The sequence below is a fragment of the Pseudoduganella sp. GCM10020061 genome (genome assembly GCF_042683405.1).
In the GTDB taxonomy this organism is placed as follows: Bacteria; Pseudomonadota; Gammaproteobacteria; order Burkholderiales; family Burkholderiaceae_D; genus Telluria.
Genome location: NZ_JBHUJS010000001.1, coordinates 378,412 through 402,758, shown reverse-complemented (window position 1 = coordinate 402,758; position 24,347 = coordinate 378,412). Strand labels below are relative to the sequence as shown.

The 24,347-nt window shown below is 67.5% G+C and carries 18 protein-coding genes; 5 read left to right on the top strand and 13 right to left on the bottom strand.

Annotated elements, in window-relative coordinates; all coding sequences use genetic code 11:
• The 3 genes from ACFSQR_RS01735 to ACFSQR_RS01725 all read right to left on the bottom strand — a co-directional run bounded on the left by ACFSQR_RS01735 (position 1) and on the right by ACFSQR_RS01725 (position 2,139).
• Entirely contained in the window at positions 1-1,347 is a 1,347-nt protein-coding gene (locus ACFSQR_RS01735; RefSeq protein ID WP_377727412.1) for an ATP-binding protein, read from the bottom strand.
• An 88-nt stretch (positions 1,348-1,435) separates the two neighbouring features.
• Positions 1,436-1,879 (bottom strand): prepilin peptidase, encoded by a 444-nt coding sequence (locus tag ACFSQR_RS01730; RefSeq protein WP_377727411.1) that lies wholly within the window; start codon positions 1,877-1,879, stop codon positions 1,436-1,438.
• Between the two features lie 80 nt (positions 1,880-1,959).
• Positions 1,960-2,139, bottom strand: coding sequence for a Flp family type IVb pilin (locus ACFSQR_RS01725; protein WP_377727409.1), 180 nt, complete (start codon positions 2,137-2,139; stop codon positions 1,960-1,962).
• Between the two features lie 356 nt (positions 2,140-2,495).
• On the opposite strand from ACFSQR_RS01725, the gene ACFSQR_RS01720 reads away from it, so the two are divergent.
• Positions 2,496-3,527, top strand: coding sequence for a GGDEF domain-containing protein (locus ACFSQR_RS01720; RefSeq protein ID WP_377727408.1), 1,032 nt, complete (start codon positions 2,496-2,498; stop codon positions 3,525-3,527).
• A 377-nt stretch (positions 3,528-3,904) separates the two neighbouring features.
• On the opposite strand, the gene ACFSQR_RS01715 is transcribed toward ACFSQR_RS01720, so the two are convergent.
• Positions 3,905-5,131, bottom strand: a complete 1,227-nt coding sequence (locus ACFSQR_RS01715; RefSeq protein WP_377727407.1) for an HD-GYP domain-containing protein — start codon at positions 5,129-5,131, stop codon at positions 3,905-3,907.
• Positions 5,132-5,262: 131 nt separating this feature from the next.
• Here ACFSQR_RS01715 and ACFSQR_RS01710 point away from each other — a divergent pair, with 131 nt between their 5' ends.
• The 3 genes from ACFSQR_RS01710 to icmF all read left to right on the top strand — a co-directional run bounded on the left by ACFSQR_RS01710 (position 5,263) and on the right by icmF (position 13,313).
• Complete coding sequence (locus ACFSQR_RS01710; RefSeq protein WP_377727405.1) at positions 5,263-6,195, top strand: LysR substrate-binding domain-containing protein; 933 nt, start codon at positions 5,263-5,265, stop codon at positions 6,193-6,195.
• Between the two features lie 116 nt (positions 6,196-6,311).
• Entirely contained in the window at positions 6,312-9,854 is a 3,543-nt protein-coding gene (locus ACFSQR_RS01705; RefSeq protein ID WP_377727403.1) for an indolepyruvate ferredoxin oxidoreductase family protein, read from the top strand.
• A 174-nt stretch (positions 9,855-10,028) separates the two neighbouring features.
• A complete protein-coding gene (icmF, locus tag ACFSQR_RS01700) occupies positions 10,029-13,313 on the top strand; it encodes a fused isobutyryl-CoA mutase/GTPase IcmF (protein ID WP_377727401.1) in 3,285 nt (1,094 codons plus the stop codon).
• Between the two features lie 152 nt (positions 13,314-13,465).
• Here icmF and ACFSQR_RS01695 read toward each other — a convergent pair whose 3' ends face one another.
• Both ACFSQR_RS01695 and ACFSQR_RS01690 read right to left on the bottom strand, forming a co-directional pair.
• Positions 13,466-14,551, bottom strand: coding sequence for a WD40/YVTN/BNR-like repeat-containing protein (locus ACFSQR_RS01695; protein WP_377727399.1), 1,086 nt, complete (start codon positions 14,549-14,551; stop codon positions 13,466-13,468).
• Positions 14,552-14,553: 2 nt separating this feature from the next.
• Positions 14,554-14,823, bottom strand: coding sequence for a MoaD/ThiS family protein (locus tag ACFSQR_RS01690; RefSeq protein ID WP_377727397.1), 270 nt, complete (start codon positions 14,821-14,823; stop codon positions 14,554-14,556).
• 118 nt (positions 14,824-14,941) lie between these two features.
• Here ACFSQR_RS01690 and ACFSQR_RS01685 point away from each other — a divergent pair, with 118 nt between their 5' ends.
• Positions 14,942-15,244: a hypothetical protein gene (locus ACFSQR_RS01685; protein WP_377727395.1), complete on the top strand. Its 303-nt coding sequence runs from the start codon at positions 14,942-14,944 to the stop codon at positions 15,242-15,244.
• A gap of 3 nt (positions 15,245-15,247) precedes the next feature.
• On the opposite strand, the gene ACFSQR_RS01680 is transcribed toward ACFSQR_RS01685, so the two are convergent.
• From ACFSQR_RS01680 to ACFSQR_RS01650, 7 genes are read right to left on the bottom strand one after another with little or no spacing between them, the layout of a single operon-like run.
• A complete protein-coding gene (locus ACFSQR_RS01680) occupies positions 15,248-16,210 on the bottom strand; it encodes a polysaccharide deacetylase family protein (RefSeq protein WP_377727393.1) in 963 nt (320 codons plus the stop codon).
• Complete coding sequence (locus tag ACFSQR_RS01675; protein WP_377727391.1) at positions 16,207-17,379, bottom strand: glycosyltransferase; 1,173 nt, start codon at positions 17,377-17,379, stop codon at positions 16,207-16,209. The genes ACFSQR_RS01680 and ACFSQR_RS01675 overlap by 4 nt, the downstream gene beginning before the upstream one ends.
• The gene (locus tag ACFSQR_RS01670) at positions 17,376-18,596 is read right to left on the bottom strand and encodes a TIGR04063 family PEP-CTERM/XrtA system glycosyltransferase (protein ID WP_377727390.1); all 1,221 of its coding nucleotides are present in this window, start codon (positions 18,594-18,596) and stop codon (positions 17,376-17,378) included. The genes ACFSQR_RS01675 and ACFSQR_RS01670 overlap by 4 nt, the downstream gene beginning before the upstream one ends.
• Positions 18,597-18,598: 2 nt before the next feature.
• Positions 18,599-20,494, bottom strand: coding sequence for an XrtA/PEP-CTERM system amidotransferase (locus ACFSQR_RS01665; protein ID WP_377727388.1), 1,896 nt, complete (start codon positions 20,492-20,494; stop codon positions 18,599-18,601).
• Positions 20,482-21,636, bottom strand: a complete 1,155-nt coding sequence (locus ACFSQR_RS01660) for a glycosyltransferase (RefSeq protein WP_377727386.1) — start codon at positions 21,634-21,636, stop codon at positions 20,482-20,484. Before ACFSQR_RS01660 ends, ACFSQR_RS01665 begins: the two co-directional genes overlap by 13 nt.
• Before the next feature lie 2 nt (positions 21,637-21,638).
• A complete protein-coding gene (gene xrtA / locus ACFSQR_RS01655; RefSeq protein WP_377727384.1) occupies positions 21,639-23,144 on the bottom strand; it encodes an exosortase A in 1,506 nt (501 codons plus the stop codon).
• Positions 23,134-24,345, bottom strand: a complete 1,212-nt coding sequence (locus ACFSQR_RS01650; protein ID WP_377727382.1) for a TIGR03087 family PEP-CTERM/XrtA system glycosyltransferase — start codon at positions 24,343-24,345, stop codon at positions 23,134-23,136. The genes xrtA and ACFSQR_RS01650 overlap by 11 nt, the downstream gene beginning before the upstream one ends.
• Positions 24,346-24,347 lie beyond the last annotated feature (2 nt).

Here is a 24,347-nt window from a genome sequence, read left to right as displayed (position 1 = left end):
TTAGTCCTCCACTGGAATGGGTGCTGCGAACATGCTGGCCCAGACCTGGTCCAGCGCAGCGGTCGAGAGGCGCGGCGCCGTGCCGGCGTAGCTGGCAAGCTCGGTCATCCGGGCCAGCAGCTCGCGCGGATGGCAGGCCAGCATCGGCCTGCCGCTGCGCCGGTGCAGGCAGCCGACCAGGTAGTCGAGCACGGTTTCGTCGAACGCAATCCCCAGCGCGTGGCACTGCTGGCGGAACAGCTGGCGGTACAGGCCTTCCGGGAGCGGCCCGATGTGGACCTTGTAGTCGATGCGGCGCAGCTGCGCCTTGTCCAGCAGCGTGCCGGGATCGAGGTTGGTGGCGTACACCGTCATCACGTCGAACGGCAGCTGCAGCTTGTTGCCGCCGTCGACCGCTAGCTGGTCGAAACGCGATTCGGACGCGCACGCCAGGCGGTTGAGGATGGCGCCGGCATCGATGCGCTGGCGCCCGAGATCGTCGATGACCAGCATGCCGCCGTTGGCCTGGATGTGGGCGGGCGCGTGCATTACGCCGTTGGTGTCGTCGCGCCGCATCTCCATGGCGGAGGCGTCGAGCTGGGCGTCGATCATGACCAGCGGGCGCTGGCACAGGGCCCAGCGGCTGTCCACGCTGCGGCGCTCGCCGTGCAGCCGCACGTGCAGGCAGGACGGGACGATGTGGATGGCCGGGTCGAACAGCTGCACGATGCGCGAGCCGACCACCAGCGCGTACGGGACGGCGATCACGCCCTTCTGCAGGCGGCCCAGCTTGCGCGCCAGCGTGCTCTTGCCGCTGCCCGGCGCGCCGTACAGCAGCAGCGAACGGCCTGCGTGCATGGCCGCGCCGATGACGTCGCGCACGCCGTCGGGCAGGCAGGCGCCGGCAAACGCATCGTGCATGTCGGCGGCGCCGATGCGGTATTCGGGCAGCTCGCGCAGGGACTGGCGCTGCAGCATCTCGGCATAGGCTTCCAGCGTCACCGGCGCCGGGCCGCAGTAGCGGCAGGCGGCCAGCGCGGCCGCCGCGTGCTGCCTGCCGGCCGCGGTCAGTTGGTACTGGACATCGAGGTCGGTCTCCCCGCGCCATGCGGTATCGACCAGGCCGTCGGCCTGCATGGCGCCGAGCACCTCGCGCAGCACGCTGACAGGAAGGCGCAGCAGCGAGCCGAGTACCGGCACATGGACCTTGCCGCGCTGCGCGATGGCCTTGGCCACCAGGTCGACCACGAGGCGCGGCTCGAGGCCTGTTTCCAGCAAGGTCTTGGGGGGCATCGGCAGGCGCGGCGCATGGCTTGCCGTGCGGGCCGCGGCGCCGGGAACTGCGAGCAGCATTTCGCTTTCGAGCATCTTGCCCTCCGAGACTTTTTCTTCTTGAAATTGATTCTAGTAAGCAGCACCTCTCTTGCACTTGAGAATGGACAACGTGTCGGCTGGTTCAGATCACGTTGGCAAACCGGTAAGCCAGCACGGTGGCCGTGCCCATGGCGATCGCAGGTCCGTAGGGCATGTGGCTCTTGGCGCTGGTGCGCGGCGCGGACAGGTAGCCCAGCGACAAGCCGCCCCCCGCGATGCAGGATGCGGCGGCGATCTGCAGGGTCAGGCCCGGCCCGGCAAACGCGCCGATCGCGAGCATCAGCTTGACGTCGCCCGCGCCCATGCCGCCCAGCAGGTACATGGGAAGGAACAACAGGAATCCGGTGAGCGCGCCGGCCAGGAACATCAGCCAGCCGGCCGGAGCCAGCCAGAGTTGCAGGACGAACGCCAGCGCCAGCGCTGCTGCGATCAAGCGGTTCGGAATGGTGCGTTCGGCAAGGTCGCGTCCCGCTGCCAGCACCACCAGCAGGCCCAGTGGGACGAGGAGCGCAATGGGCAAAGTCATGTCCGTCTCCTGAAAGGGAAAAAGCCCTCCGGACAAGTTGCCTGTCCGGAGAGCGCGTCTGGGTCAGACGTGCGGAGCGTTTAGGCTGCCGAAAGCTGCGTGGCGATATCGGTAAACTTCGCGCCAATGGCCGTCACCAGGCCTTCGCCGACGGTGATGAGGCCGATCGCAATCACCGCCGCGATCATTGCGTACTCGATCGTGGTGATGCCGGTTTGGTCCCGCCTGAAATAACGGACAAACTTGGCGATGGATTTCATGATTACCTCCTCCTTTAAGTTAAAGGACATCCCTGGCGCCGCGTGTTGCCTGTTGCGTTTGCCGCGCCATTGGGGCCACTATAAGTTTCCACATGGCATCTCACCTTGACAGCAAACAACCTTGCCTCATGGAAAATTGTTAGCTGAATTTGGTTTGACAGAGGACAAATTTCCTACGCGAAATGAAACTGTTGTGCGCGTGCGCAACACGCCCAGTCGGTAGCTTCCGAGGTGCAAGGTTTCATTGCCTAAATTGCAAAAACGAATTATCCTGCTCCCCTTAATCATTTGAATGCTCCAAGCCACCGCGCCTGTTGCGACGGGGAAAAAATGGAGTCGCGTACTTTACGGAACACATGGATTCCCTCCTGAAACACATGGTGGACATGACGGGTCACCGCGACCACACCAGGCTCGACCTGTCGGTGGTGGCGGCCGTGCAGGAGCTCGCCCAGGCAGTGCGGACGCGCGTACTCACCATCGCCACCGTGCGCAACCAGCGCTTCATCCGGCCACGCGCCTTCGTCGACCGCGATACCCCGGCACGCATCGAGGAAAACACCGACGGCCTGGGCGAGCCGCTCGCCAACTATCCTGCGCTGGAAGCCTGCCTGGCCAGCCATGGCGCCAGCGCCGAGCAGGTGAATGCGGATGGCGTACTGGTGCTGTGGCTGCCGATCTGGATCGGCGACAAGGCCGACACCTGCCTCGAGATCGTGCATGGCTCCCCATACGGTCCCGACACCACGCAGCTGATCAGCGGCGTGGTCAGCGTTTACCGCAACTTCCAGAACCTGCTCGACTACAGCGAGCGCGACTCGCTCACCGGCCTGCTGAACCGCAAGACTTTCGACGACCAGCTGGCCAAGATCATGGGCGAGAGCTGCCGCGGGCTGGTGCCGCCGGGACAGGAGGAGCGCCGCCACGAATGCACCGAACAGAAGCAGTGGCTGGCGGTGGTGGACGTGGACCACTTCAAGAACGTGAACGACCGCTTCGGCCACCTGTACGGCGACGAGGTGCTGATCCTGATCGCCAACCTGCTGCAGTCGTCGTTCCGCTCGCACGACCGCGTGTTCCGCTTTGGCGGCGAAGAGTTCGTGGTGCTGCTGCGCTCGACCACGCTGGAAAATACGCGCAAGATCATCGAGCGCTTCCGCAGCAACGTCGCCGCGCACGAGTTCCCGCAGGTCGGCAAAGTGACGGTGAGCGTGGGCTTCGTCGCCCTCAATGCCTACGAACCGCCGGTGGTCATCCTCGGGCGCGCGGACCAGGCGCTGTACTACGCGAAAACCCATGGCCGCAACCAGGCCTGCCACTACGACGAACTGGTCGAACAGGGACGTCTGAAGACTGTCTCGTCCAACGCCACCGCCGAATTCTTCTAAGCCGTCATCCCACGGTGTACTGCATCCGGCATATCGCCGGCGGCGGCATCGCATCCGCCTGCCTCCAGCGAGGACCAGCAGGGTGACTGGAGGCAAACGCCTCGTCTCTCATCGTTTTTGCTCGTTTCTGCTCGCGCCCGCGACGCCGGTTGGCGCTCTTTCATTCGCGGACCGGCCACCGGCCGGAATGTCACGCGAGGTTAAACGAGCAAATACCGGGTTAAACGAGGCGTTTGCCGGCGGGATAGCCCCCGCACGCTCGCGGGCGTGGCGGAATCGCACCAGTTATGACGGAATCCGCCAACGCGGACGACAGCGCCGCTCCTGCGCACCTGCGTCGCGGTGCGTCCGGGGGATGTGCGCGGGGACGGCGGGGACTATTCGGCGATTTGCAGGAAGCGCATCGGGTCGACATTCCACTTCGCGGGCGACTCGTGGCTGACGATGCGGTCCGCCCCGCCCTTGCCGAACGGTCGCGCCAGGTCGATCGCGATGGGCGTGATGTAAGCCTTGCGGCCGGTGTGGAAGAACACGTTGATCTTCGGCTCGAGCAGCTTGGTCTCGTGCGGTTCGGTCACCACGCCCAGGCGGCCCGATTCGAGCAGCACCAGGGTGCCGACCGGGTAGATGCCGACGCAGCGGATGAACTCCTGCGCGAGCTTGGGATTGAAGTGGAATTTGCTCCACTCGAAGATCTTGCGCAGCGCATCGGCCGCCGGCATGCCCTTGTGGTAGCAGCGGTCCGAGGTGAGCGCGTCGTACACGTCGACGATGGCGGCCATCTGCGCCAGCTCGCTGATCTGCTCCCCGGCCTGCCGCTCGGGATAGCCGGAGCCGTCGCAGCGCTCATGGTGGTGCAGCGTGATGTCGAGCGGGATCGGGCCGATCTCGGGCGACTTGCGCAGGATGTCGTAGCCGTCGCGCGGATGGCGCTTGATGATGTCGAATTCTTCGTCGGTCAGGCGGCCCGGCTTGTTCAGCACATGGTCCGGCACCAGCGCCTTGCCGGTGTCGTGCAGCAGGCCGCCCAGGCCGGCCTGGTACGTGGTTTCCGCGTCCATCCCGCGCGAGCGGCAGAACGCGACCAGCAGCGTGCACACCGCCACGGAGTGCAGGAAGGTGTAGTCGTCCGCCTTCTTGATGCGCAGCAGCCCGACCAGCGCGCCGGGATTGCGCAGGATCGAGGCGGTGATGTTCTCGACCACCGCGCCGACCTGCTCGACCTGCACGGCGCGGCCGAGGCGCGCATCCTGCATCACGCTGCGCACGAGGCCTGCCGCCTGGCTGCGCACGGTCGCGGCGCGCTGCAGTTCCGCCGACAGTGACACCCGCTGCACCGGTGCCGGCACGCTGGACGCCAGTTCGACCAGCTCCGCCTCCGTGGCCGCCTGCGCTTCGGCCAGCGTCGGCGCATGCTGCACGTCGAGGCCGCGCGAGGCGTCAATCACCACTTGCCGGATCCCTGCTTGGTGGATCTTGCGGATCTCCTCTTCGCTGCCGATCAGGAAGCGGTTGCGCGCGAACGGATGCTCCATCCATCCCGCATTCAGGTCATGGATGTACATCCCAACGCGAAGTTGTGAGGTGTCGACTTTCTTGAGCATGGCGGAGTCCAGCTGTGGTCTAATGCCGGCAATTCGGGCGCAGTACCTATAAGTATAACGGCTGTGTTGATTGCCCGTAAGCATTTTGTTAATAAACTGCAACACATATCCTCATAGAGAAAGATTTCTCCATGGAATTTCGCCAGCTGCGCTATTTCGTCGCGATCGTGGATCACGGCTCGCTGTCGCGCGCGGCCGGCGTATTGCACGTCGCCCAGCCGGCGCTGACGCAGCAGCTGAGGCAGCTGGAAGACGAACTGGGCGCCCAGCTGCTGCACCGCTCGGCGCAGGGGGTGGCCTGCACCGACGCCGGCAAGGTGTTCTACGAACATGCGCAGGCCATCCTCAAGCAGCTGGCCGACGCCCGCTCGGCGGTGGTGCAATCGACCACGCGGCCGTCCGGCGCGGTCACGCTGGGCCTGCCGCACAGTATCTCGGGCGCGCTGGCGCTGCCGCTGCTGATCGCGGCGCGCGCCCAATATCCCGAGATTACGCTGCAGCTGACCGAGGAAATCTCCGGCAACCTCACCGAGCAGCTCAAGTCCGGGCGCATCAACCTGGCCGTGCTGTTCGACGACGGGCAGCTCGGCCAGTTCGACGCGGCCGCGCTGGTGGAGGAGCAGATGATGTTCGTGTGCCGCGCCGGCTCCGGGTTCGCCCCGGCCCCTGGCGCGGTGACGCTGGCGCAGGCAGTGGCCGGGCCGCTGATCCTGCCCGCGCAACAGCAGGGCGTGCGCCCGCGCATCGAGAGCGTCGCCCGCGCGCAGGGACTACAGTTGTCCACCATCATCGAGATCAATTCCATCGCCATCCTCAAGTCCGCGCTGCTGGCGGACATGGGCGCGACCATCCTGCCGGTGGCGCCGGTGCAGCAGGAAGTGCAGACCGGCGCGCTGGAGGCGCATCCTTTGCGCGAGCCGGCCATCTCGCGCACGGTGATGCTGTGCGCCTCGCGCAATATCCCGCTGACCAATGCCGCCGCGGCCATCCGCCGGCTCACGGTCTCGGTGGCCCACGCGCTGTGCGAATCGGGCAGCTGGCCGGGCGCCAAGCCATCGGTTTAGCTTATACCCCCATCGTCAAACCCTATCACGGCCTTATACGCCCCTGCGTAAAATAGCGGCCATCAGCCCGGGGACCGTCCCCCGGCGCGCGCACAACCATCCCTCGGAGACACCCCATGCCGCTCGACGCCCCGTCGCGCCTGACCACGGTCACGCTTGACGATAAATACACCGCCACTTCCGGCGCCATCTTCCTCTCCGGTATCCAGGCGCTGGTGCGCCTGCCGATGATGCAGCGCGAGCGCGACAAGGCCGCGGGCCTGGACACCGCCGGTTTCATCTCCGGCTACCGCGGCTCGCCGCTGGGCGGCCTGGACGAAAACCTGTGGAAGGCCAAGGGCCGCCTGGAAGCGCACCACGTCCAGTTCGTCCCCGGCGTGAACGAGGACCTGGCCGCCACCGCGGTGTGGGGCACCCAGACCGTGGACCTGATCGGCCCGGCCAAGTACGACGGCGTATTCGCCATGTGGTACGGCAAAGGCCCGGGCGTGGACCGCTGCGGCGACGTCTTCAAGCACATGAACCACGCGGGCACCGCGAAGCACGGCGGCGTGCTGCTGGTGGCCGGCGACGACCACGGCGCGTATTCCTCCACGCTGCCGCACCAGTCCGACCACATCTTCTCGGCCTGCATGATCCCGGTGCTCTACCCCTGCAATGTGCAGGAATACCTGGATTTGGGCGTGCATGGCTGGGCCATGTCGCGCTTTTCCGGCTGCGCGGTGGCGTTCAAGGCGCTGGCCGACACGGTCGAATCGTCCGCTTCGGTGGATGCCGACCCGCACCGCGTGCAGGTGAAGATCCCGCAGGACTTCCAGATGCCGGAGGGCGGCCTGAATACGCGCCTGTCGTCCGACCCGCTCGGCCTGCAGGCGCGCAAGCAGGAAGCGCTGATGCAGGACTATAAGATCTACGCGGCGCTGGCCTATGCGCGCGAGAACAAGCTCAACCGCGTGACCATCGACAGCCCGGACGCCAAGCTGGGCATCATCGCCTCCGGCAAGTCCTACCTGGACGTGCTGGAAGCGCTGGAAGACCTGGGCATCGACGAGGCCATGGCGGCGAAGATCGGCCTGCGCCTGTTCAAGGTGGCGATGATCTGGCCGCTGGAACCGGACGGCGTGCGCGAGTTCGCGCAGGGCCTGGACGAGATCCTGGTGGTGGAAGAAAAGCGCCAGGTCGTCGAGTACCAGCTCAAGGAACAGCTGTACAACTGGCGCGACGACGTGCGCCCGCACGTGGTCGGCAAGTTCGACGACAAGGGCGAGTGGGTCGCGCCGCGCGGCGAATGGCTGCTGCCGCCGAAGGCCGACTTCTCGGTGTCGCAGGTGGCGCGCGTGATCGCCGCCCGCATCGCCCGCCTGGTCACGGACGAGGCGACGAAGGCGCAGATCAAGGCGCGCCTGGCCTTCCTGGATGCCAAGGACGCAGTGCTGCAAAAGGCGATCGGCACGCCGTTCCGCCCGGCCTTCTACTGCTCCGGCTGCCCGCACAACACTTCGACCAAGGTGCCGGAAGGCTCGTTCGCGCTGGCCGGCATCGGCTGCCACGTGATGGCGACCTCGATCTACCCGGAGATGAACAAGCTGACCACCCACATGGGCGGCGAAGGCACGCCGTGGATCGGCCAGCAGGCGTTCTCGAAAGTGCCGCACGTGTTCCAGAACCTGGGCGACGGCACCTACTTCCACTCCGGCTACCTGGCGATCCGCGCGGCGGTGGCGGCCAAGGTCAACATCACCTACAAGATCCTCTACAACGACGCGGTGGCGATGACCGGCGGCCAGCCGGTGGACGGCACCACCTCGGTGCCGCACATCGCGCAGCAGATGGCGGCCGAAGGCGTGAAGCGCATCGCGCTGGTGACCGAGGACCTGTCGCGCTACGAGGACCGCTCCGCCCTGCCGTCCATCGTCACCCTGCACGACCGCAAGGACATGGACGCGGTGCAGCGCGAACTGCGCGAGCTCCCGGGCGCCACGGTCATCATCTATGACCAGACCTGCGCGGCGGAGAAGCGACGCCGCCGCAAGAAGGGCGAGTTTGCCGATCCGGCCAAGCGCATGGTGATCAACGAAGCGGTGTGCGAAGGCTGCGGCGACTGCGGCATCCAGTCCAACTGCGTGTCGATCCTGCCGAAGGAAACCGAATTCGGGCGCAAGCGCACCATCGACCAGAGCTCCTGCAACAAGGACTACTCCTGCGTGAAGGGCTTCTGCCCGTCGTTCGTGACGGTGGAAGGCGGCGCGCTGAAGAAGTCCAAGGCCGGCGTCGAGAAGAAGGGCGAAGACGACGGCTGGGGCGCGCTGCCCGCGCCGGTACTGCCGGCGATCACGCAGCCGTACAACATCCTCATCAACGGTATCGGCGGCACCGGCGTGATTACCGTCGGCGCGCTGATGGGCATGGCCGCGCACCTGCAGGGCATGGGCGCGTCGGTGCTGGACATGACCGGCATGTCGCAGAAAAACGGCTCGGTGACCTCGCACGTCAAGCTGGCCAACAAGCCGGACGACCTGCGCGCGCAGCGCATCGCCACCGGCGAAGCTGACCTGGTGCTGGGCTGCGACATGCTCACCACCGGCGCGCAGGACGCCATCTCCAAGATGAGCCCCGAGCGCACCGCCGTCGTGGTCAACCTGCACGAGCAGCCGCCCGGCACTTTCGCGCAGAACGCCGACTGGCAGTATCCGGCCGCCGAAGTGAAGGCGCTGATCCTGGAATCGGTGGGCGGCGAAGCGTCGCACCACGCCGACTTCATCGACGCGACCAAGCTGGCGACCGCGCTGATGGGCGACTCGATCGCGGCCAACCTGTTCATGATGGGTTACGCCTGGCAGAAGGGCCTGATTCCGCTGTCGGAAGCGGCGCTGCTGCGCGCGATCGAACTCAATGGCGTGGCCGTCGCCGCCAACAAGCGCAGCTTCCTGTGGGGCCGCCGCGCCGCGGTGGACCTCAAGCGCGTGGAGCGCGTGGCGACGCCGTCGCAGGCGATCGTGGTGCAGATGCCGCAGTCGCTCGACGCGCTGGTGCGCAGCCGCGTCGAACACCTGACCGGCTATCAGGACGCCATCTACGCCGCGCAGTTCGAAGCGCTGGTGCTGAAGGTGCGTGCGGCCGAAAGCGCGCTCGGCGCCGGCAACAAGCTCGCGACCGCGGTGGCGAAGTACTACTCCAAGCTGATGGCGTACAAGGACGAATACGAAGTCGCGCGCCTGTACACGGACGGGCGTTTCGTCGAGCAGCTCGAATCGCAGTTCGAAGGCAAGTTCTCGCTCAAGTTCAACCTCGCCCCGCCGCTCCTTGCCAAGAAGGACGGCAAGGGCCACCTGGTCAAGGCGGAATACGGTTCGTGGGTGTGGTCGGCGTTCAAGCTGCTGGCCAAACTCAAGGGCCTGCGCGGCGGTGCGCTGGACATCTTCGGCTACACGGCGGAGCGCAAGATGGAGCGCGCCCTGATTGCGGAATACCGGGAGATGATCGAAGCGCTGCTGCCCAAGCTGTCCGCCGACAACCTGCCGCTGGCGGTGGAACTGGCGCAGCTGCCGGAGCAGATCCGCGGCTTCGGCCACGTCAAGGAAAAGGCGGTCGCCCAGTTCCGCGTCCGCAAGGCCGAACTGCTCGAAAAACTGGCAGCTCCCGCCAAGCAGGTCGCCTGACCCCGTCGTCCCCGCGGAGGCGGGGACCCATACCGAGCATGCAGCACCATCACGCAGACCCGGTATGGGCCCCCGCCTTCGCGGGGTGATGTATCAGCTTACGTTTACGTTAACGTCACTCGTTAACGGCATATAATCAGCAATTATCCCGAATTTCACCGGATCGCGCCCATCATGAACGACATCACGAACGCCTCCCGCCTCACGAATCCCGAGCACACCGTCACCAACAAGGTGCGCTTCGTCACCGCCGCATCGCTGTTCGACGGCCACGACGCCTCGATCAACATCATGCGCCGCATCCTCCAGACCAACGGCGTCGAGGTGATCCACCTCGGCCACAACCGCTCGGTCGACGAGGTGGTGACCGCGGCCCTGGCCGAGGACGTGCAGGGCATCGCCATCTCCAGCTACCAGGGTGGCCACGTCGAGTACTTCAAGTACATGATCGACCTGCTCAAGCAGCGCGGCGGCGCGCACATCAAGGTGTTCGGCGGCGGCGGCGGCGTGATCGTCCCGTCCGAGATCCAGGAGCTGCACGAATACGGCGTGACCCGCATCTTCAGCCCGGAAGACGGCCAGCGCATGGGCCTCGTGGGCATGATCCGCTCGATGATCGAGGCATGCGACGTCGACCTGTCCTCCTACGCCCCGACCTCGCTCGACGCGCTGCAGTCCGGCGAAATCGCCGAGCGCCACCGCCCGCTGGCCCAGCTGATCACCGCGCTGGAGAACGGCAAGGCCGACGCAGGCCTCGTCAGGCAGATCCACGACACCGCCGAAGGCATCAAAGTGCCGGTCCTCGGCATCACCGGCACCGGCGGCGCGGGCAAGTCCTCGCTGACCGATGAACTGATCCGCCGCATCCGCCTCGACCAGGGCGACGCGCTGAACATCGCCGTGATCTCGATCGACCCGTCGCGCCGCAAGTCCGGCGGCGCGCTGCTGGGCGACCGCATCCGCATGAACGCGATCGCGCCGTGGAACGGCCAGGCGCGCGTGTTCATGCGCTCGCTGGCGACCCGCGAGGCGGGCTCCGAGATCTCGCAGGCGCTGCCGGACGTGATCGCGGCGGCCAAGGTGGCGGGCTTCGACCTGGTGATCGTCGAGACCTCCGGCATCGGCCAGGGCGACGCGGCCATCGTGCAGCACGTGGACGTGTCGATGTACGTGATGACGCCGGAATTCGGCGCCGCCTCGCAGCTGGAGAAGATCGACATGATCGACTTCGCCGACTTCGTCGCGATCAACAAGTTCGACCGCAAGGGCGCGCAGGACGCGCTGCGCGACGTGGCCAAGCAGTACCAGCGCAACCGCGAGCTGTTCTCGAAGCGTCCGGAAGAAATGCCGGTGTACGGCACCCAGGCCTCGCGCTTCAACGACGACGGCGTCACCGCGCTGTACCAGGGCCTGCTGCCGAAGCTGGCCGAGTTCGGCCTCAAGGCCGCGCCTGGCAAGCTGCCGCAGGTCGATGTGCGCTTCTCGAGCGGCAAGAACGTGATCGTGCCGCCGGCACGCGCGCGCTACCTCGCCGAGATCTCGGACACCGTGCGCGGCTACCACAAGACCACCGCCAAGCAGGTCAAGCTGGCACGCGAGCGCCAGCAGCTGTCCGCCGCCAAGGCGATGCTGCAAGCGGCGTCGAAGTCCGCCGACTTCGACGACCTGATCACCGAACGCGACAGCCAGCTCGACGCAGGCGCGAAGAAGCTGCTGCAGATGTGGCCCGACATGCAGGCCGCCTACGCCGGCGACGAATACGTCGTGAAAATCCGCGACAAGGAAATCCGCACCGGCCTGGTGTACAACACCCTGTCCGGCACCAAGATCCGCAAGGTGTCGCTGCCGAAGTTCGAGGACCACGGCGAAATCCTGCGCTGGCTGATGCTGGAAAACGTGCCCGGCTCGTTCCCGTACACCGCCGGCGTGTTCGCGTTCAAGCGCGAAGGCGAAGACCCGACCCGCATGTTCGCGGGCGAAGGCGACGCGTTCCGCACCAACCGCCGCTTCAAGCTGGTCTCGGAAGGCCTGGACGCCAAGCGCCTGTCGACCGCGTTCGACTCGGTCACGCTGTACGGCGCCGACCCTGCGCTGCGTCCCGACATCTACGGCAAGGTCGGCAACTCGGGCGTCTCGATCGCGACGCTGGACGACATGAAGGTGCTGTACGACGGCTTCGACCTGTGCGCGCCATCGACCTCGGTGTCGATGACGATCAACGGCCCTGCCCCGACCATCCTCGCGATGTTCATGAATACCGCGATCGACCAGCAGATCGCCAGGTTCGAGCAGGACAACAAGCGCCAGCCGACCGACGACGAAACCGCGAAGATCAAGGCATGGGTGCTGGCCAACGTGCGCGGTACCGTGCAGGCCGACATCCTCAAGGAAGACCAGGGCCAGAACACCTGCATCTTCTCGACCGAGTTCTCGCTGAAGGTCATGGGCGACATCCAGGAGTACTTCGTGCATCACCAGGTGCGCAATTTCTATTCGGTGTCGATCTCCGGTTACCACATCGCCGAAGCGGGCGCGAACCCGATCTCGCAGCTGGCGTTCACGCTGTCGAACGGTTTCACGTTTGTTGAAGCGTACCTCGCGCGCGGCATGCACATCGACGATTTCGCGCCGAACCTGTCGTTCTTCTTCTCGAACGGCATGGACCCCGAGTACACGGTGCTGGGCCGCGTGGCACGCCGCATCTGGGCCGTGGCGATGCGCGACAAGTACGGCGCGAACGACCGCAGCCAGAAGCTCAAGTACCACATCCAGACGTCCGGCCGCTCGCTGCACGCGCAGGAAATCGACTTCAACGACATCCGCACCACGCTGCAGGCGCTAATCGCGATCTACGACAACTGCAACTCGCTGCACACCAACGCCTACGACGAAGCGATCACCACGCCGACCGACGAATCCGTCCGCCGCGCGCTGGCGATCCAGCTGATCATCAACCGCGAGTGGGGCCTGGCGAAGAACGAGAACCCGATCCAGGGCTCGTTCATCATCGAGGAATTGACCAACCTGGTCGAGGAAGCGGTGCTGCAGGAGTTCGAGCGCATCGCCGAGCGCGGCGGCGTGCTGGGCGCGATGGAGACCGGCTACCAGCGCGGCAAGATCCAGGAGGAGTCGATGCTGTACGAGCACAAGAAGCACGACGGCTCGCTGCCGATCATCGGCGTGAATACCTTCCGCAATCCGAAGGCGACCGAAACGCCGGCCACGATCGAGCTGGCCCGTTCGACCGACGACGAGAAGCAGTCGCAGCTCACGCGCCTGGCCGACTTCCACGCCCGCAATGCAGGCAAGGCGCCGCAGATGCTGGCCGACCTGCAGCAGGCCGTGATCGACAACCAGAACGTGTTCGAGAAGCTGATGGACGCAGTGCGCGTCTGCTCGCTGGGCCAGATCACCACCGCCCTGTTCGAGGTCGGCGGCCAGTACCGCCGCAACATGTAAGCAAGGACAGAGGGGGGGTATGCCACGGACGACGCGTCCGGACGGCATACCCCCCTTTTTTTTGCGCTCTTTTCAGGAAGCCGGGATACTCCGGGGGAGTATCCGCTCAGGCAGGGGACCGTCCCCGATAACGCAACCGCCTATCTGGCGCGCTACCAGAAACTTACGGCATACACCGGCGGCAGCAAGTTCGATACCGCCTTCCAGCTATCCCCCCCATCCGCCGACGCCCATAGTCCCCCGGTCGTCGACCCCACCAGCAACCCCTTCCCGTCGTCATCGACAGCCAGCCCGTGCCGGTACACCAGGTCATAGCAATGCTCCTGCGGCAGTCCATTGCGCAGCTGGTCGAACTCGCTGCCATCGCCGCGCGTGCGGTGCACCGACATCGCCGCTCCCACCGGGAAGCGCCGCTCGTCCTTCTCCGCCGGCACGAACCACGCCCTGTTCCCGTCGGCCGGGTCCACCGCCACCGCGAACCCGAAGCTGGAATCGGGCGCCTTCAGCTCCGTCCAGTTGCGCCCATTGTCGGTGCTGCGGAAGATACCGTTGTGATGCTGGATCCACAGGTGATCCGGCTGCCCCTTGCAGCGGACCATGCGATGCGGGTCCTGCGCCACTTCGTCGAACTGCATTTCAGGGGGCATGTACTCCGCGCGCAGTCCTTTCGCGCTCAGTGACCACGACAGGCCGCCGTTGACGGTGCGCCACACGCCCGCCGACGAAATCGCCACCAGGATTTCGCGGCTGTCGCGCGGATCGACGCAGATGCTGTGGATGCCCGGGGTATCGTAGCCGCCGCCGAACCAGCCCGGCCGGCCGGGCTGGTCCCACAGCGCCCGCACCAGTTCCCAGGAGCTGCCGCGGTCTTCGGACTTGAACAGGCCACCGGGCAGCGTGCCCGCCCACAGAACGCCGGGCTGGTCGTCGCCGCCTGCCTCCAGCGACCAGATCATCTTCAGGCTCCAGTCGGTCTTGTCCTCGCTGCCGTCCGGCTTGGGCGGGTAGACCGGAACGGCGATTTCCGTCCAGGCGGCCGAACCGGGGTCCCTGCGGTGCAGCTTGACGCCAAAGTGGCCCAGATTGAGTGCCGCGTAGAGGGTGCCGTCGCGGCGGTCGTGCAGCGTCATCGACACCGGATCGCCGCGGAAGTGGACGTCCCCGATCTCCCACGCGCCGCCGCGCCTGGACAATTCGAACAGTCCCTTGCGGGTCGAAACGAAAGCACGGTCACCCATGGTCAGCCTCCTGATAGCGCCTGCAGGACGTACACCATGCTGGCGGGATTGAGCGGATCGTCGAGCAGGCGTGGATCGCGCGTCCGCTTGCCGTCCACGAAGATCGTCACGTTGGCGCGCATGGCGCCCTGGTCGTCCAGCACGTAGCTGCGCAGTGCGGGGTTGGCGGCGAACGCCTCCTCCAGCCCTTCGCGCAGGCTGGCCGCACCGGTATCGACATGCGGTACCGGGAGGAACCTCGCCAGCTGCTGGGTGAAATGGATGCGCGCCATGATCCGCCAAATTCTATATCACATCGGTGCGACGGGGCTTGTCCCTGCTTTTATGTGCGCACGGCGCCGGCCCGTTTCGGTCTATGATGATCCCGAGCCCACAACCGGGAGCCGGTCCATGCCGATCAAGCCTGCGGAACTTGCCGCACTGATGCACGAAGTAGAACGCGAAGACCCCATCGACTTCGCCGACCTGCCCTTCAAGGAGGAGGAACTGCGCGAACTGGTCGCCAGCCACCTGTGCGAAATGGCAGCCTCGATGGAAAACTTCAGCACCGAGGACAAGATGCTCACCCTGCTGGCCGTGTCGGCCAAGCTGGTGCTGGAGAACCTGGTCCTGAACATCCAGCTGCTGCGCCGTCACGGCGAGCCGGTCGGCGAGAGCGCCGACAGCCTGCTCAGGCGCCTGCGCGGCGGCTAGCGCCTACGCGGCCAGCGCCGCCGGATAAGTCAGGTTATGCGCCAGCCGCAGCGCGAAGCGCAGGGGGCTCCGGTCCCAGGGCGTGAAGCGAGGCAGCTGGAACGCATCCCCGCCCGCACCCCATGCCGTCGAGACGGCGCCGTCGAACCCGAGCGCGCGCACCATGCCGACATGCTCGGGCAGGTAGTCCTGCCCCGGCTTGCCGTTCGGGTAGGCGAACAGTCCGACCTTGCCTCCGGTGATGGCCTCGAGCGCATCGCGGCCGCAGGCGATCTCGTGGCGCGCGGCCGGCGCGCGCAGCGTGGCCAGGATCGGGTGATGCACGGTGTGCGCGCCGATCTCCATCCCGGCCGCATGCAGCGAGCGCACCTGCGCCGTCGTCATCATCAGGTCATTGGGCAGGCGGGCGTGGCTGCCGTCCGCAATGCGTGCGGCCAGCTCCACTCGCTCGTGCATCGGCCGGTACTTGAGCGCACCAAGCAGGAGGTCCACCGCCATTCGCTTTTCGACCGGCGTGCCGACGGGGACCATGCCCAGGCCCAGGCAATCGCAGGCCAGGGTATCGACTGGCGCCCGGCGCACGGTTTCGATCACGGTGTCGTTCCACATCCGTCCCCCGTCCAGGAAGCCGGTAGCGATGAAAAAGGTTGCGTGCAGGCCGTGTGCGCGCAACAGCGGCAGCGCCACCGCTTCGTTGTCGGCGTACCCATCGTCGAACGTGATGCAGGCCGCGCGCGGCGGAAGGCTTCCTGTGCGCATCCGCGCCAGCGCTTCCGGCAGCGGCAGCACGTTGAAGCAGCGGCGCAGCAGGTCGAGCTGAAGCGAAAAGCGCTCCGCGTCCACGATGGCCGGGAACAGCGGGTCCGCATGCGGCAGCACGCGGTGATAGACCAGGATCGACAGGCCGCGCGCGCCGCCCGGTGCCACCACCGACAACAACGCGCGCGTGAACGGCCGCCGGCTCATGCTGGTGCGCCGACGATGGACCGGAACAGGCGGAGCTGTCCCCGCGTGGTGTCGTCCCAGCTGAAGCGCTCCGCATAGCGCCGGGTGGCGCCGCGGTCCGGCTGGCCTGCGCGCAGCTGCCTGACCGCCTCCGCGATCGCTGCGCCAGTCCGCTCGCGGTACAGCAGCCCGGCCGCCGGATCGGCGACGACCTCGGGAATACCGCCCACGCGCGGCGCCACCACGGGCGTCCCGCACGCCATCGATTCGAGCAACACGTTGGCCCAGCCTTCGCTGGACGACGCCAGCAGCAGCGCGTCGGCCGCGCCGTAATAGCCGCGCAGCGCATCCTGCGGTAGCGCTCCGAGGAAGCGCACCCGCCCCGCGACACCGAGCCGCGACGCCGCGGCCTCCAGATGGCGGCGCAGCGGTCCCGCCCCGGCGATCAGCAGGCGGACATCGGGCAGCAGCGGCAGCGCTTCGATCATCAGTTCGTGGCCTTTGAGCGGCACCAGGTTCCCCACCGCCAGCAAGGTAAAGCCGGCGATGTCCAGTTGCGCGCGGACGGCATCGCGCTCGACGGGACGGAACAGCTCGAGGTCCACGCCGTTGCGCAGTGTGCCGATCTTTGCCGCCGGGATCCCCAGCCGCACCATCGCTACGCGCAGCGCATCGCACACCGCGACCAGCCCGCGCGCCTGCCGGGCCGCCCAGACGATCTGCCGGCGCGCCAGGGGATACGCCGGAATCACGCCGATATCGGAGCCGCGCGCCGTGATCACGACGGGCTTGTTGAAGTAGCGGCCCAGCATGGCCGCGGCCACGCCGTCCGGATAGAAGTAATGCGCGTCGATGACATCGAAGCCGTGGGCGTCGAGAATGTTCCCCACGCAGCGGCGCGCGCCCGCAGCCAGCAGGATCGGCGCCACGCCCATCCCCACGCGCGGGATGGAAGCAAAGCGTGGCCGCACCACATCGATGCCATGCCGGCATTCGCGGCGCGGAATGCGCGCATAGCTGGCGTAGCGTCCGAAGGCCGGGTGCCGGACCGGGAACCACGGCACCGGGGCCACCACGCGCGATTCCGCCTGCCCGGATGCGAGCAGGTGTCGTAGCCGGGTTTCGACAAAGATGCCGTGGCTGGGCTTTTCCGGGTGCGGGTACAGGCTGGTGAAGGTGAGCAGCCTCATGCAAACGCCTCCCCGGCCAGCGACCGGTACACGTCGCGATAGCGCGCCACGCTCGCGCTCCAGGTGCGCTCCCGCTCGACGAAGCGTCGCGCCTGTTCGCGCAGGTCCGGCCACCGTTCGGGCGAGGCGAGCAGGCGGCTGACGCTGTGCGCCAGCGCGTTCGGGCAGCCGGCTTCGAACAGCACGCCGGTGCGCCCGTCCTCGATCAGTTCGCGGTGCCCGCCCACGTCGGATGCCGCGAGGATGCGGCCCTGCGCCATCGCTTCCAGCGGCTTGGACGGCGTGACCAGGTCGGTCAGCCGCATTTTCAGGCGCGGATAGACCAGCACGTCGACCAGGTCGTAGTACTTCGTCACTTCCCCGTGCGGCACGCGGCCCGTGAACACGACGCAGCCCTCCACGCCCAGCATGCGCGCCTGCGCGCGCAGTGCCTTTTCCTGTTCGCCCCCGCCCACCAGCAGCACGCGCACCGCCGGGTCGGCCCGCAGCATCATCGGCAGCGCGGCCAGCAGCACGTGCAGCCCCTCGTAGGCGTAGAACGACCCGATGAAGCCGAGCACGCGCTTGCCCGCGATGCCGAGCCTGCGCGCCAGCGTTTCGTCGCGCAGCGCGCCGCCGCTGAACGCCGCGGTGTCGACCGCATTCGGGATCACGGTGATCCGGCTGGCATCGATTCCCCTGCCCGCGATATCGCTGCGCAGGCCTTCGCAAATCGTCGTGACCGCGCTGGCCCGGCGCAACGCATGGGTTTCCAGCGCACGGCTGATGCGGTATCGCAGGCTGCCCTCCGTCGTGGTGCCATGGTCCACCGCCGCGTCTTCCCAGAAGGCGCGCACTTCGTACACCACCGGCAGGCCGAGATTGCGGCCCGCGCTCAGTGCCGCCAGCGCATTGAGCGACGGCGAATGCGCGTGGATCAGCGCGGGGCGCACTTCGCGCGCGACTTGCTGCACGCGCGCGGCGAGTGCGCGCACCAGCGCCATATGCCCCAGCAGCGGCAGCCGTGCGACCCGGGGGTCGAGAGCCTGCGTGCGATGGAAGCGCAGCCCGTCCGCGTCCTCCACCAATGCATTCACCCTCCCCTGCTTGGGGCCGGTGACGTGGACGGTCTGCCAGCCCAGCGCGCGCTGGTGTTCGAGGATCGCGCGCGTGCGAAAGGCGTAGCCGCTGTGCAGCGGGATCGAGTGGTCCAGCACGTGCAGGATGGGACCGGCCATGTTCACGCTCCGCTCTCCCTGCGCAGGAACGCGTCGAACACCAGCAGGCTCCAGATCGGCGCGCTGTAGTCCCGTCGGCCGGCCTGGTGCTGCTCCACGATCTCGTGCAGGTATTTCTTGTTGAAGAATCCGGTGTCGGCCAGCCGCGGGCCGAGCAGCGACTCGCGCACGCGCTCGCGCAGCGGTCCGCGGAACCACTGGGCCAGCGGCACCGCGAAGCCCTGCTTCTTGCGGTACAGGATGTGGCGCGGCAGGTAGGGCTCCAGCGCCTTCTTGAAGATGTACTTTCCCTCCCCGCTGCGCAGTTTCAGGTGCGACGGCAGTGTAGCGGTCCACTCCACCAGCTCGTGGTCCAGCAGCGGAACGCGCACCTCCAGCGCATGCGCCATCGATGCGCGGTCCACTTTGGTCAGGATGTCGCCCGGCAGGTAGGTCTTGAGGTCGAGATACTGGATCGTCGACAGCGCATCGTGCACCTGTGCGCCGCGCAGGTGGCGGCGCATCACTTCGATCGCGTGGTAGTCCTGCAGCTGGCAGCGCAGCGACGCGGAGAAAAGCTGCGCGCGCATCGCGTCCGTCATCAGCGAGACGCCATGGAAGTATCCTTCCACCAGGTCGCGCGACAACGCTTCGAAGGTGGTCTTGGCGCGAAACACCCGCGGCGCCCAGTCGGCTTTCGGATACCAGCGTCCCAGCGCGCCGAACACCGGACCGCGCAGCGCCGCCGGAAAGCACCCGCGCACGTTCTGTTCGGCCACCGCATGGCGGTAGCGGCGATACCCCGCCAGGTTCTCGTCGCCGCCGTCGCCCGACAGCGCCACCGTGACCCTGGTACGCGCCAGCTCGCAGACCCGGTAGGTGGGGATGGCGGAACTGTCCGCGTAGGGCTCGTCGTACAACGCCGCCAGCGTGTCCAGCAGGCCGTAGTCGTCCGGATCGACGGTCCTGCTGTAGTGCGCCGTGCCATACCGGGTGGCGACTTCGCGCGCATAGGCCGACTCGTCGAAATCGCGGTGCTCGAAGCCGACCGAGCAGGTGTTGACCGGTCCGTCCGTCAGGCCGGCCATCATCGCGACGACAGCGCTGGAATCGACGCCGCCGGACAGGAAGGCGCCCAGCGGCACCTCGGCCACCAGCCGCATGCGCACCGCCTCGCGCAGCCGCGCGGCCAGCTCCTCCTGCACCTGCTGCTCCGGCTGCGCCCTGCCCAGTTCGAACCGCACGTCCCAGTACGGGCGCGGCGCCGCAGGCGCGGCGCCTTCCTGCAGCAGCAGGGTATGGCCCGGCGCCAGCTTGAACGCGCCGCTGTAGATGGTGCGCGGGTCCGGCACATAGCCGTAGGCGAAATACTCTTCCACCGCCTGCACGTCGATGGTGCGGGGCAGCCAGGGAATCGCCCGCAGCGCCTTCAGCTCGGAGCCGAACGCCAGCGTCCCGTCCGGCAGCATGGCATAGAACAGCGGCTTCACCCCGAGACGGTCGCGCGCGAGGAACAGCTGGCCGCGGCGCGCGTCATGCAGGGCGAATGCGAACATGCCGCGCAGGCGCGTGACGCATGCTTCGCCCCACTCTTCCCACGCGTGCACGATAACTTCCGTATCCGAGCGCGTGCGGAACACATGGCCGAGCGCACGCAGCTCCTTGCCGAGTTCGCGGTAGTTATAGATCTCGCCGTTGTAGCAGACCATCACGCTGCCATCCTCGTTGCCGAGCGGCTGGCGTCCGGAGGCGATGTCGATCACCGATAGCCGCCGGTGCGCGAGGCCGACGCCGGGCGCCGTCCAGATGTCGTCCTCGTCAGGACCGCGATGGCTCAGCGTTCCGTTCATCGCCGCCAGCAGCACGCGGTCGACCTGGCGCCGGCCGCGCGTATCGAACAGACCGGCTATTCCACACATGACTTCACGCTCCTTACATATCCCAGCTTGCGCTCGCACAGCGCGTCGTACATCGCCTCGTAGGCGGCCACCATTGCGGCCATGCCGTGGCTGCGCACCACCTTCTCGCGCCCGGCCGCGCCATGCCAGCGTCCCAGCGCGGGATTGCGCACGTAGTCCTCCAGCGCATCGGCCAGCGCCTGCGGGTCCGACGGCGGCACCAGGCGCCCCGTCTCGCCGTCGTCGACCGCTTCGCCGATGCCGCCCACGCGGGTAGCGACCACCGGCAAGGCACAGGCCATCGCCTCCAGCACCGAAGCGGGCATGCCTTCGGCGATGGACGAATTGGCAAACACGCGCCAGCCGCGCAGGAGCGCCGGAATATCGGTGCGCGAACCGGGCAACCAGCTACAGTGCGCGATGCCCTCGCTGACCGCCAGCGCGCGCAGCGTGGCAAGCTGCGGGCCGTCGCCGACGATCGCCAGCTGCAGGCGTTCGCTCAGCTCGGGCAGGCGTCCGCGCAGGAGCACGAAGGCGTGCATGAGCGTGGTGTGGTCCTTGACTGCGTCGATCCTGCCCACCGTGCCGATCACGATCGGACCGCCGGGGTCGATGGCTGGCGGTGGCGTGAAGCGCTCGGTGTCGATGCCGTTGGCGAGCAGGCGCGTCTTGTGCCGGGGAACACGCACGGTGGCGCGCAGCCACTCGAGCATGGCAGCGGAGTTGGCGTAGCAGCAGTCGTAGAAGGGCGCCATCAGCCGGCGCAGCCAGTTGTGGACGCGGTTCACGCCGTCCGGGTCCGAGGCGTCGCGGCCATGCGCTCCGTTCACGCGGATAGGTACACCGGCCAGGAATCCGGCCAGCGCATACTCGACTGCCGCCAGGTTGTAGGTGTGCAGGATGGCGGGCCGCATGCGCCGCAGCGCCAGCCACACGCCCACATGCGTCTGCAGCGACCATCCCGGCCGCTTGCCAAGGTCGATCACCTCGACGCCGGCACGGGCGATGCGGGCAGCGAAGCGGGGATCGTGGCCGGCCAGGCACAGCACCGCGTGGCGGTAGGAAGACGCAGGCATGCGGTTGATGCGCTCGACCAGCAGCGTTTCAAGGCCGCCGAAATCGAGTCGGTAGATCAGGTGCGCCACCAGCGGTACCTTGTCCATGGCTATTCCTCCCGGCTGGCGGACAGTGCCGCTTCGAGCGGCGCAAGATTGGCATCCAGGAAGGCGCGCAGCACGGCGCGCGCCTCGCCGGGGTCTTCGTCGAAAGGCGCGTAGGCCAGCACCGCAGCGCCGTCATCGCGGCCGGTGGCCAGCAGCGCGCGCGCCTGGTACACCTTGCCCGCGTAGTCGCTGGCGGTGGTGCGTCCTGCGATCCAGTACCACGACCACACCAGCAGCTTGCGCGAGCCGTCGCTCACCACCGACTCGCGCAGTTGCAGCGCGCGCCCGCCGGCCTGCACATCGCGTTCCGCCTGGCTGAGCTGCCACCAACGCGAATCCGGCCCGGCCAGGCGGTTGGTGGACGAGATCAGCTTGACTCCCGACCTGCGCTGGTCCCGGTAATACAGCACCGACAGGCCGGCGCGGTGCGGACCGTGGGCGTATGCGCCATGCAGCTGCGCGCTGGCGTTCGCGAATTCGGGCCGCCATGTGGTGACGCCGTCCGCATGCGCCCACGCCAGGCGCAATTGCGAGAGGTCGACCGCGCGCCCGGGCGCGCCGGCCAGCGCGGCGTCGAAGGCAAGCGGCGGGGAAGCGGCCGCCAGGACAGCTGCCGCCAGCGCCGCCGCAGCCTTCGCAGGCACGCGCGCGGCGCGATGCGGCGTGGCCGGGGCGGATTGGCCCCCCGCGTCCTCCCGCCAGCCGCTCCCGATCCAGAACAGCAGGAACATCACCACGCCGAAGAAGATCCATCCATAGATGAAGTGGTCGATCCCGACTGCCAGCGTATTGCCGCTCAGGTGCCCGATCATCACGATGCCGTAGGCCCGCACCACGTTGGCGCCGATCGGCACCACGGCAGACAGCAGCACGAACACCGCCTGCCGGACGCGCGAGCGGTAGTTCAGGTGCGCGAACAGGAATCCGAGGCTGACCGAGGCAATCAGGTAGCGCACCCCGCTGCACGCTTCCACCACGGACCAGCGCCCGCTCGGAATGGTGAACTGCGTGCCTTCGCGCAGCACCGGAATGCCGGTGGCGGACAGCGCGGCGACGGTAAAGTCGGCCGTCAGGTCGATCAGCGGCGGGATCAGCGATTCCCCAAACGGCACCGCGAGCATGATGAAGGCAAGCGGAAATGCCAGCGCGCGCGCCACCGCCCTGCCCAGCACCGCCAGCACCGTCACCGGCAGCATGGCGGCCAGCGCGTACTGCCGTGCGACCTGCACATCGGCCAGGTCGGCGGCGAACCACGCGCTGCCCAGCAGCGCGAGCAGGAGCAACGCCGGCCAGAAAGGCGCCACCGGCAGCGCGGCGAGATAGGCGCGCCGTTGCCATATCAGCCACAGCGCCACCGGCACCACGGCATAGCCATGGGCGAAGGTGTTGGAACTGTTCCAGACCGCGACCACCGAACGCGCAGTGTCGGTATAGACGGCCAGCGGCGCTGCCAGCGCGAGCGCCAGCAGCACCAGCACGGCGGGAAAGCGGGCGGCGTCAGTGCGCATGCGCCCTCCTCCCGCCCTCGATCTGCTCGACCACCCGGTCAAGGCTGGTGCTCCAGGCGTAGCGGCGCCGGACTCCCAGGCGCGCGGCGCGGCCGATGCGCGGATCGGGCCGCGCCAGCGTCCGCAGCACCTGCGCCGCGAACTCGCCGGCGCCGTTGGCGAGCAGCAGTTCCTTGCCCGGCGTCGCCTCGATGCCGCCCAGCGCCTGCGGCGACAGGACAACCGTCTTGGCCATTGCCATCGCTTCCAGCACCTTGGTCTGCACCCCGCGCGCGATCCGCAGCGGCGCGACCGACAGCCTGGCGTGGGCCACGTAGGGCCTGACATCGGCGACGGTGCCCGTCACACACACGGCGCCCGGCTTTTCCAGCCTGCGCACCTCGGCTGACGGCCGCGCGCCAACGACGTAGAACACCGCAGCGGGACGTGCGCGCTTCACCTGGGGCATCACCTCGAGCGCGAACCAGCGCGCCGCGTCCACGTTGGGCCAGTAATCCATGGCGCCGCAGAACACGATCGCCTCGGCGCCCTGGGGGTAGGGATCGGGGTATGCGCGCGCCGGCGAAAAATACGCGCTGTCCACGCCGATGTTGAAATAGGCGGTCTTGTCCGCGCTCTCGGGCGCGAGGCTGCGGAACAGGTGCGCTTCCGGCCGCGACACGAACAGCGCGCTGTCGGCGCGGCGCGCCACCTCCCGCTCGTAGGCGAGCAGCCTGCGCGCCTCGCGCGCGTACAGCCAGCTCGCCGGCCACGGCCGCGCGCTGGCGTACTGGCGCCATTTGTCCGAGTCGACATCGCAGAAATCGATCACCTGGCGCGTGCCGGCGTAGGGCCGTGCATATTGCGCCATCGCCGACGAGAACACGACGATCCGGTTAATCCGCTCGCGCGCCATGGCCGCCCGCACCCACTGGTCCATCCTGGCGTCGCGGTACCACGCCAGCGAGAGCGGCTCGTCGCCGCACAGAGCGCCCAGGCAGCGCAGCCTTGCCGGCCAGGGGTGCAGCGCACCGAAGTAGGCATCCGCGCACATCTCGCGCACCACCGGCGCGTAGCGCCAGTCGTCCGGATCGTCGACGAAAGTGCCCAGCACCACGCTGTAGTGCTGCGCCAGGTGGCGCAGCATATGGTACGAACGGATCTTGTCGCCCTTGTTGGGCGGGTAGGGAATGCGGTGGACCAGCATCAGGAGCTTTTCCATGG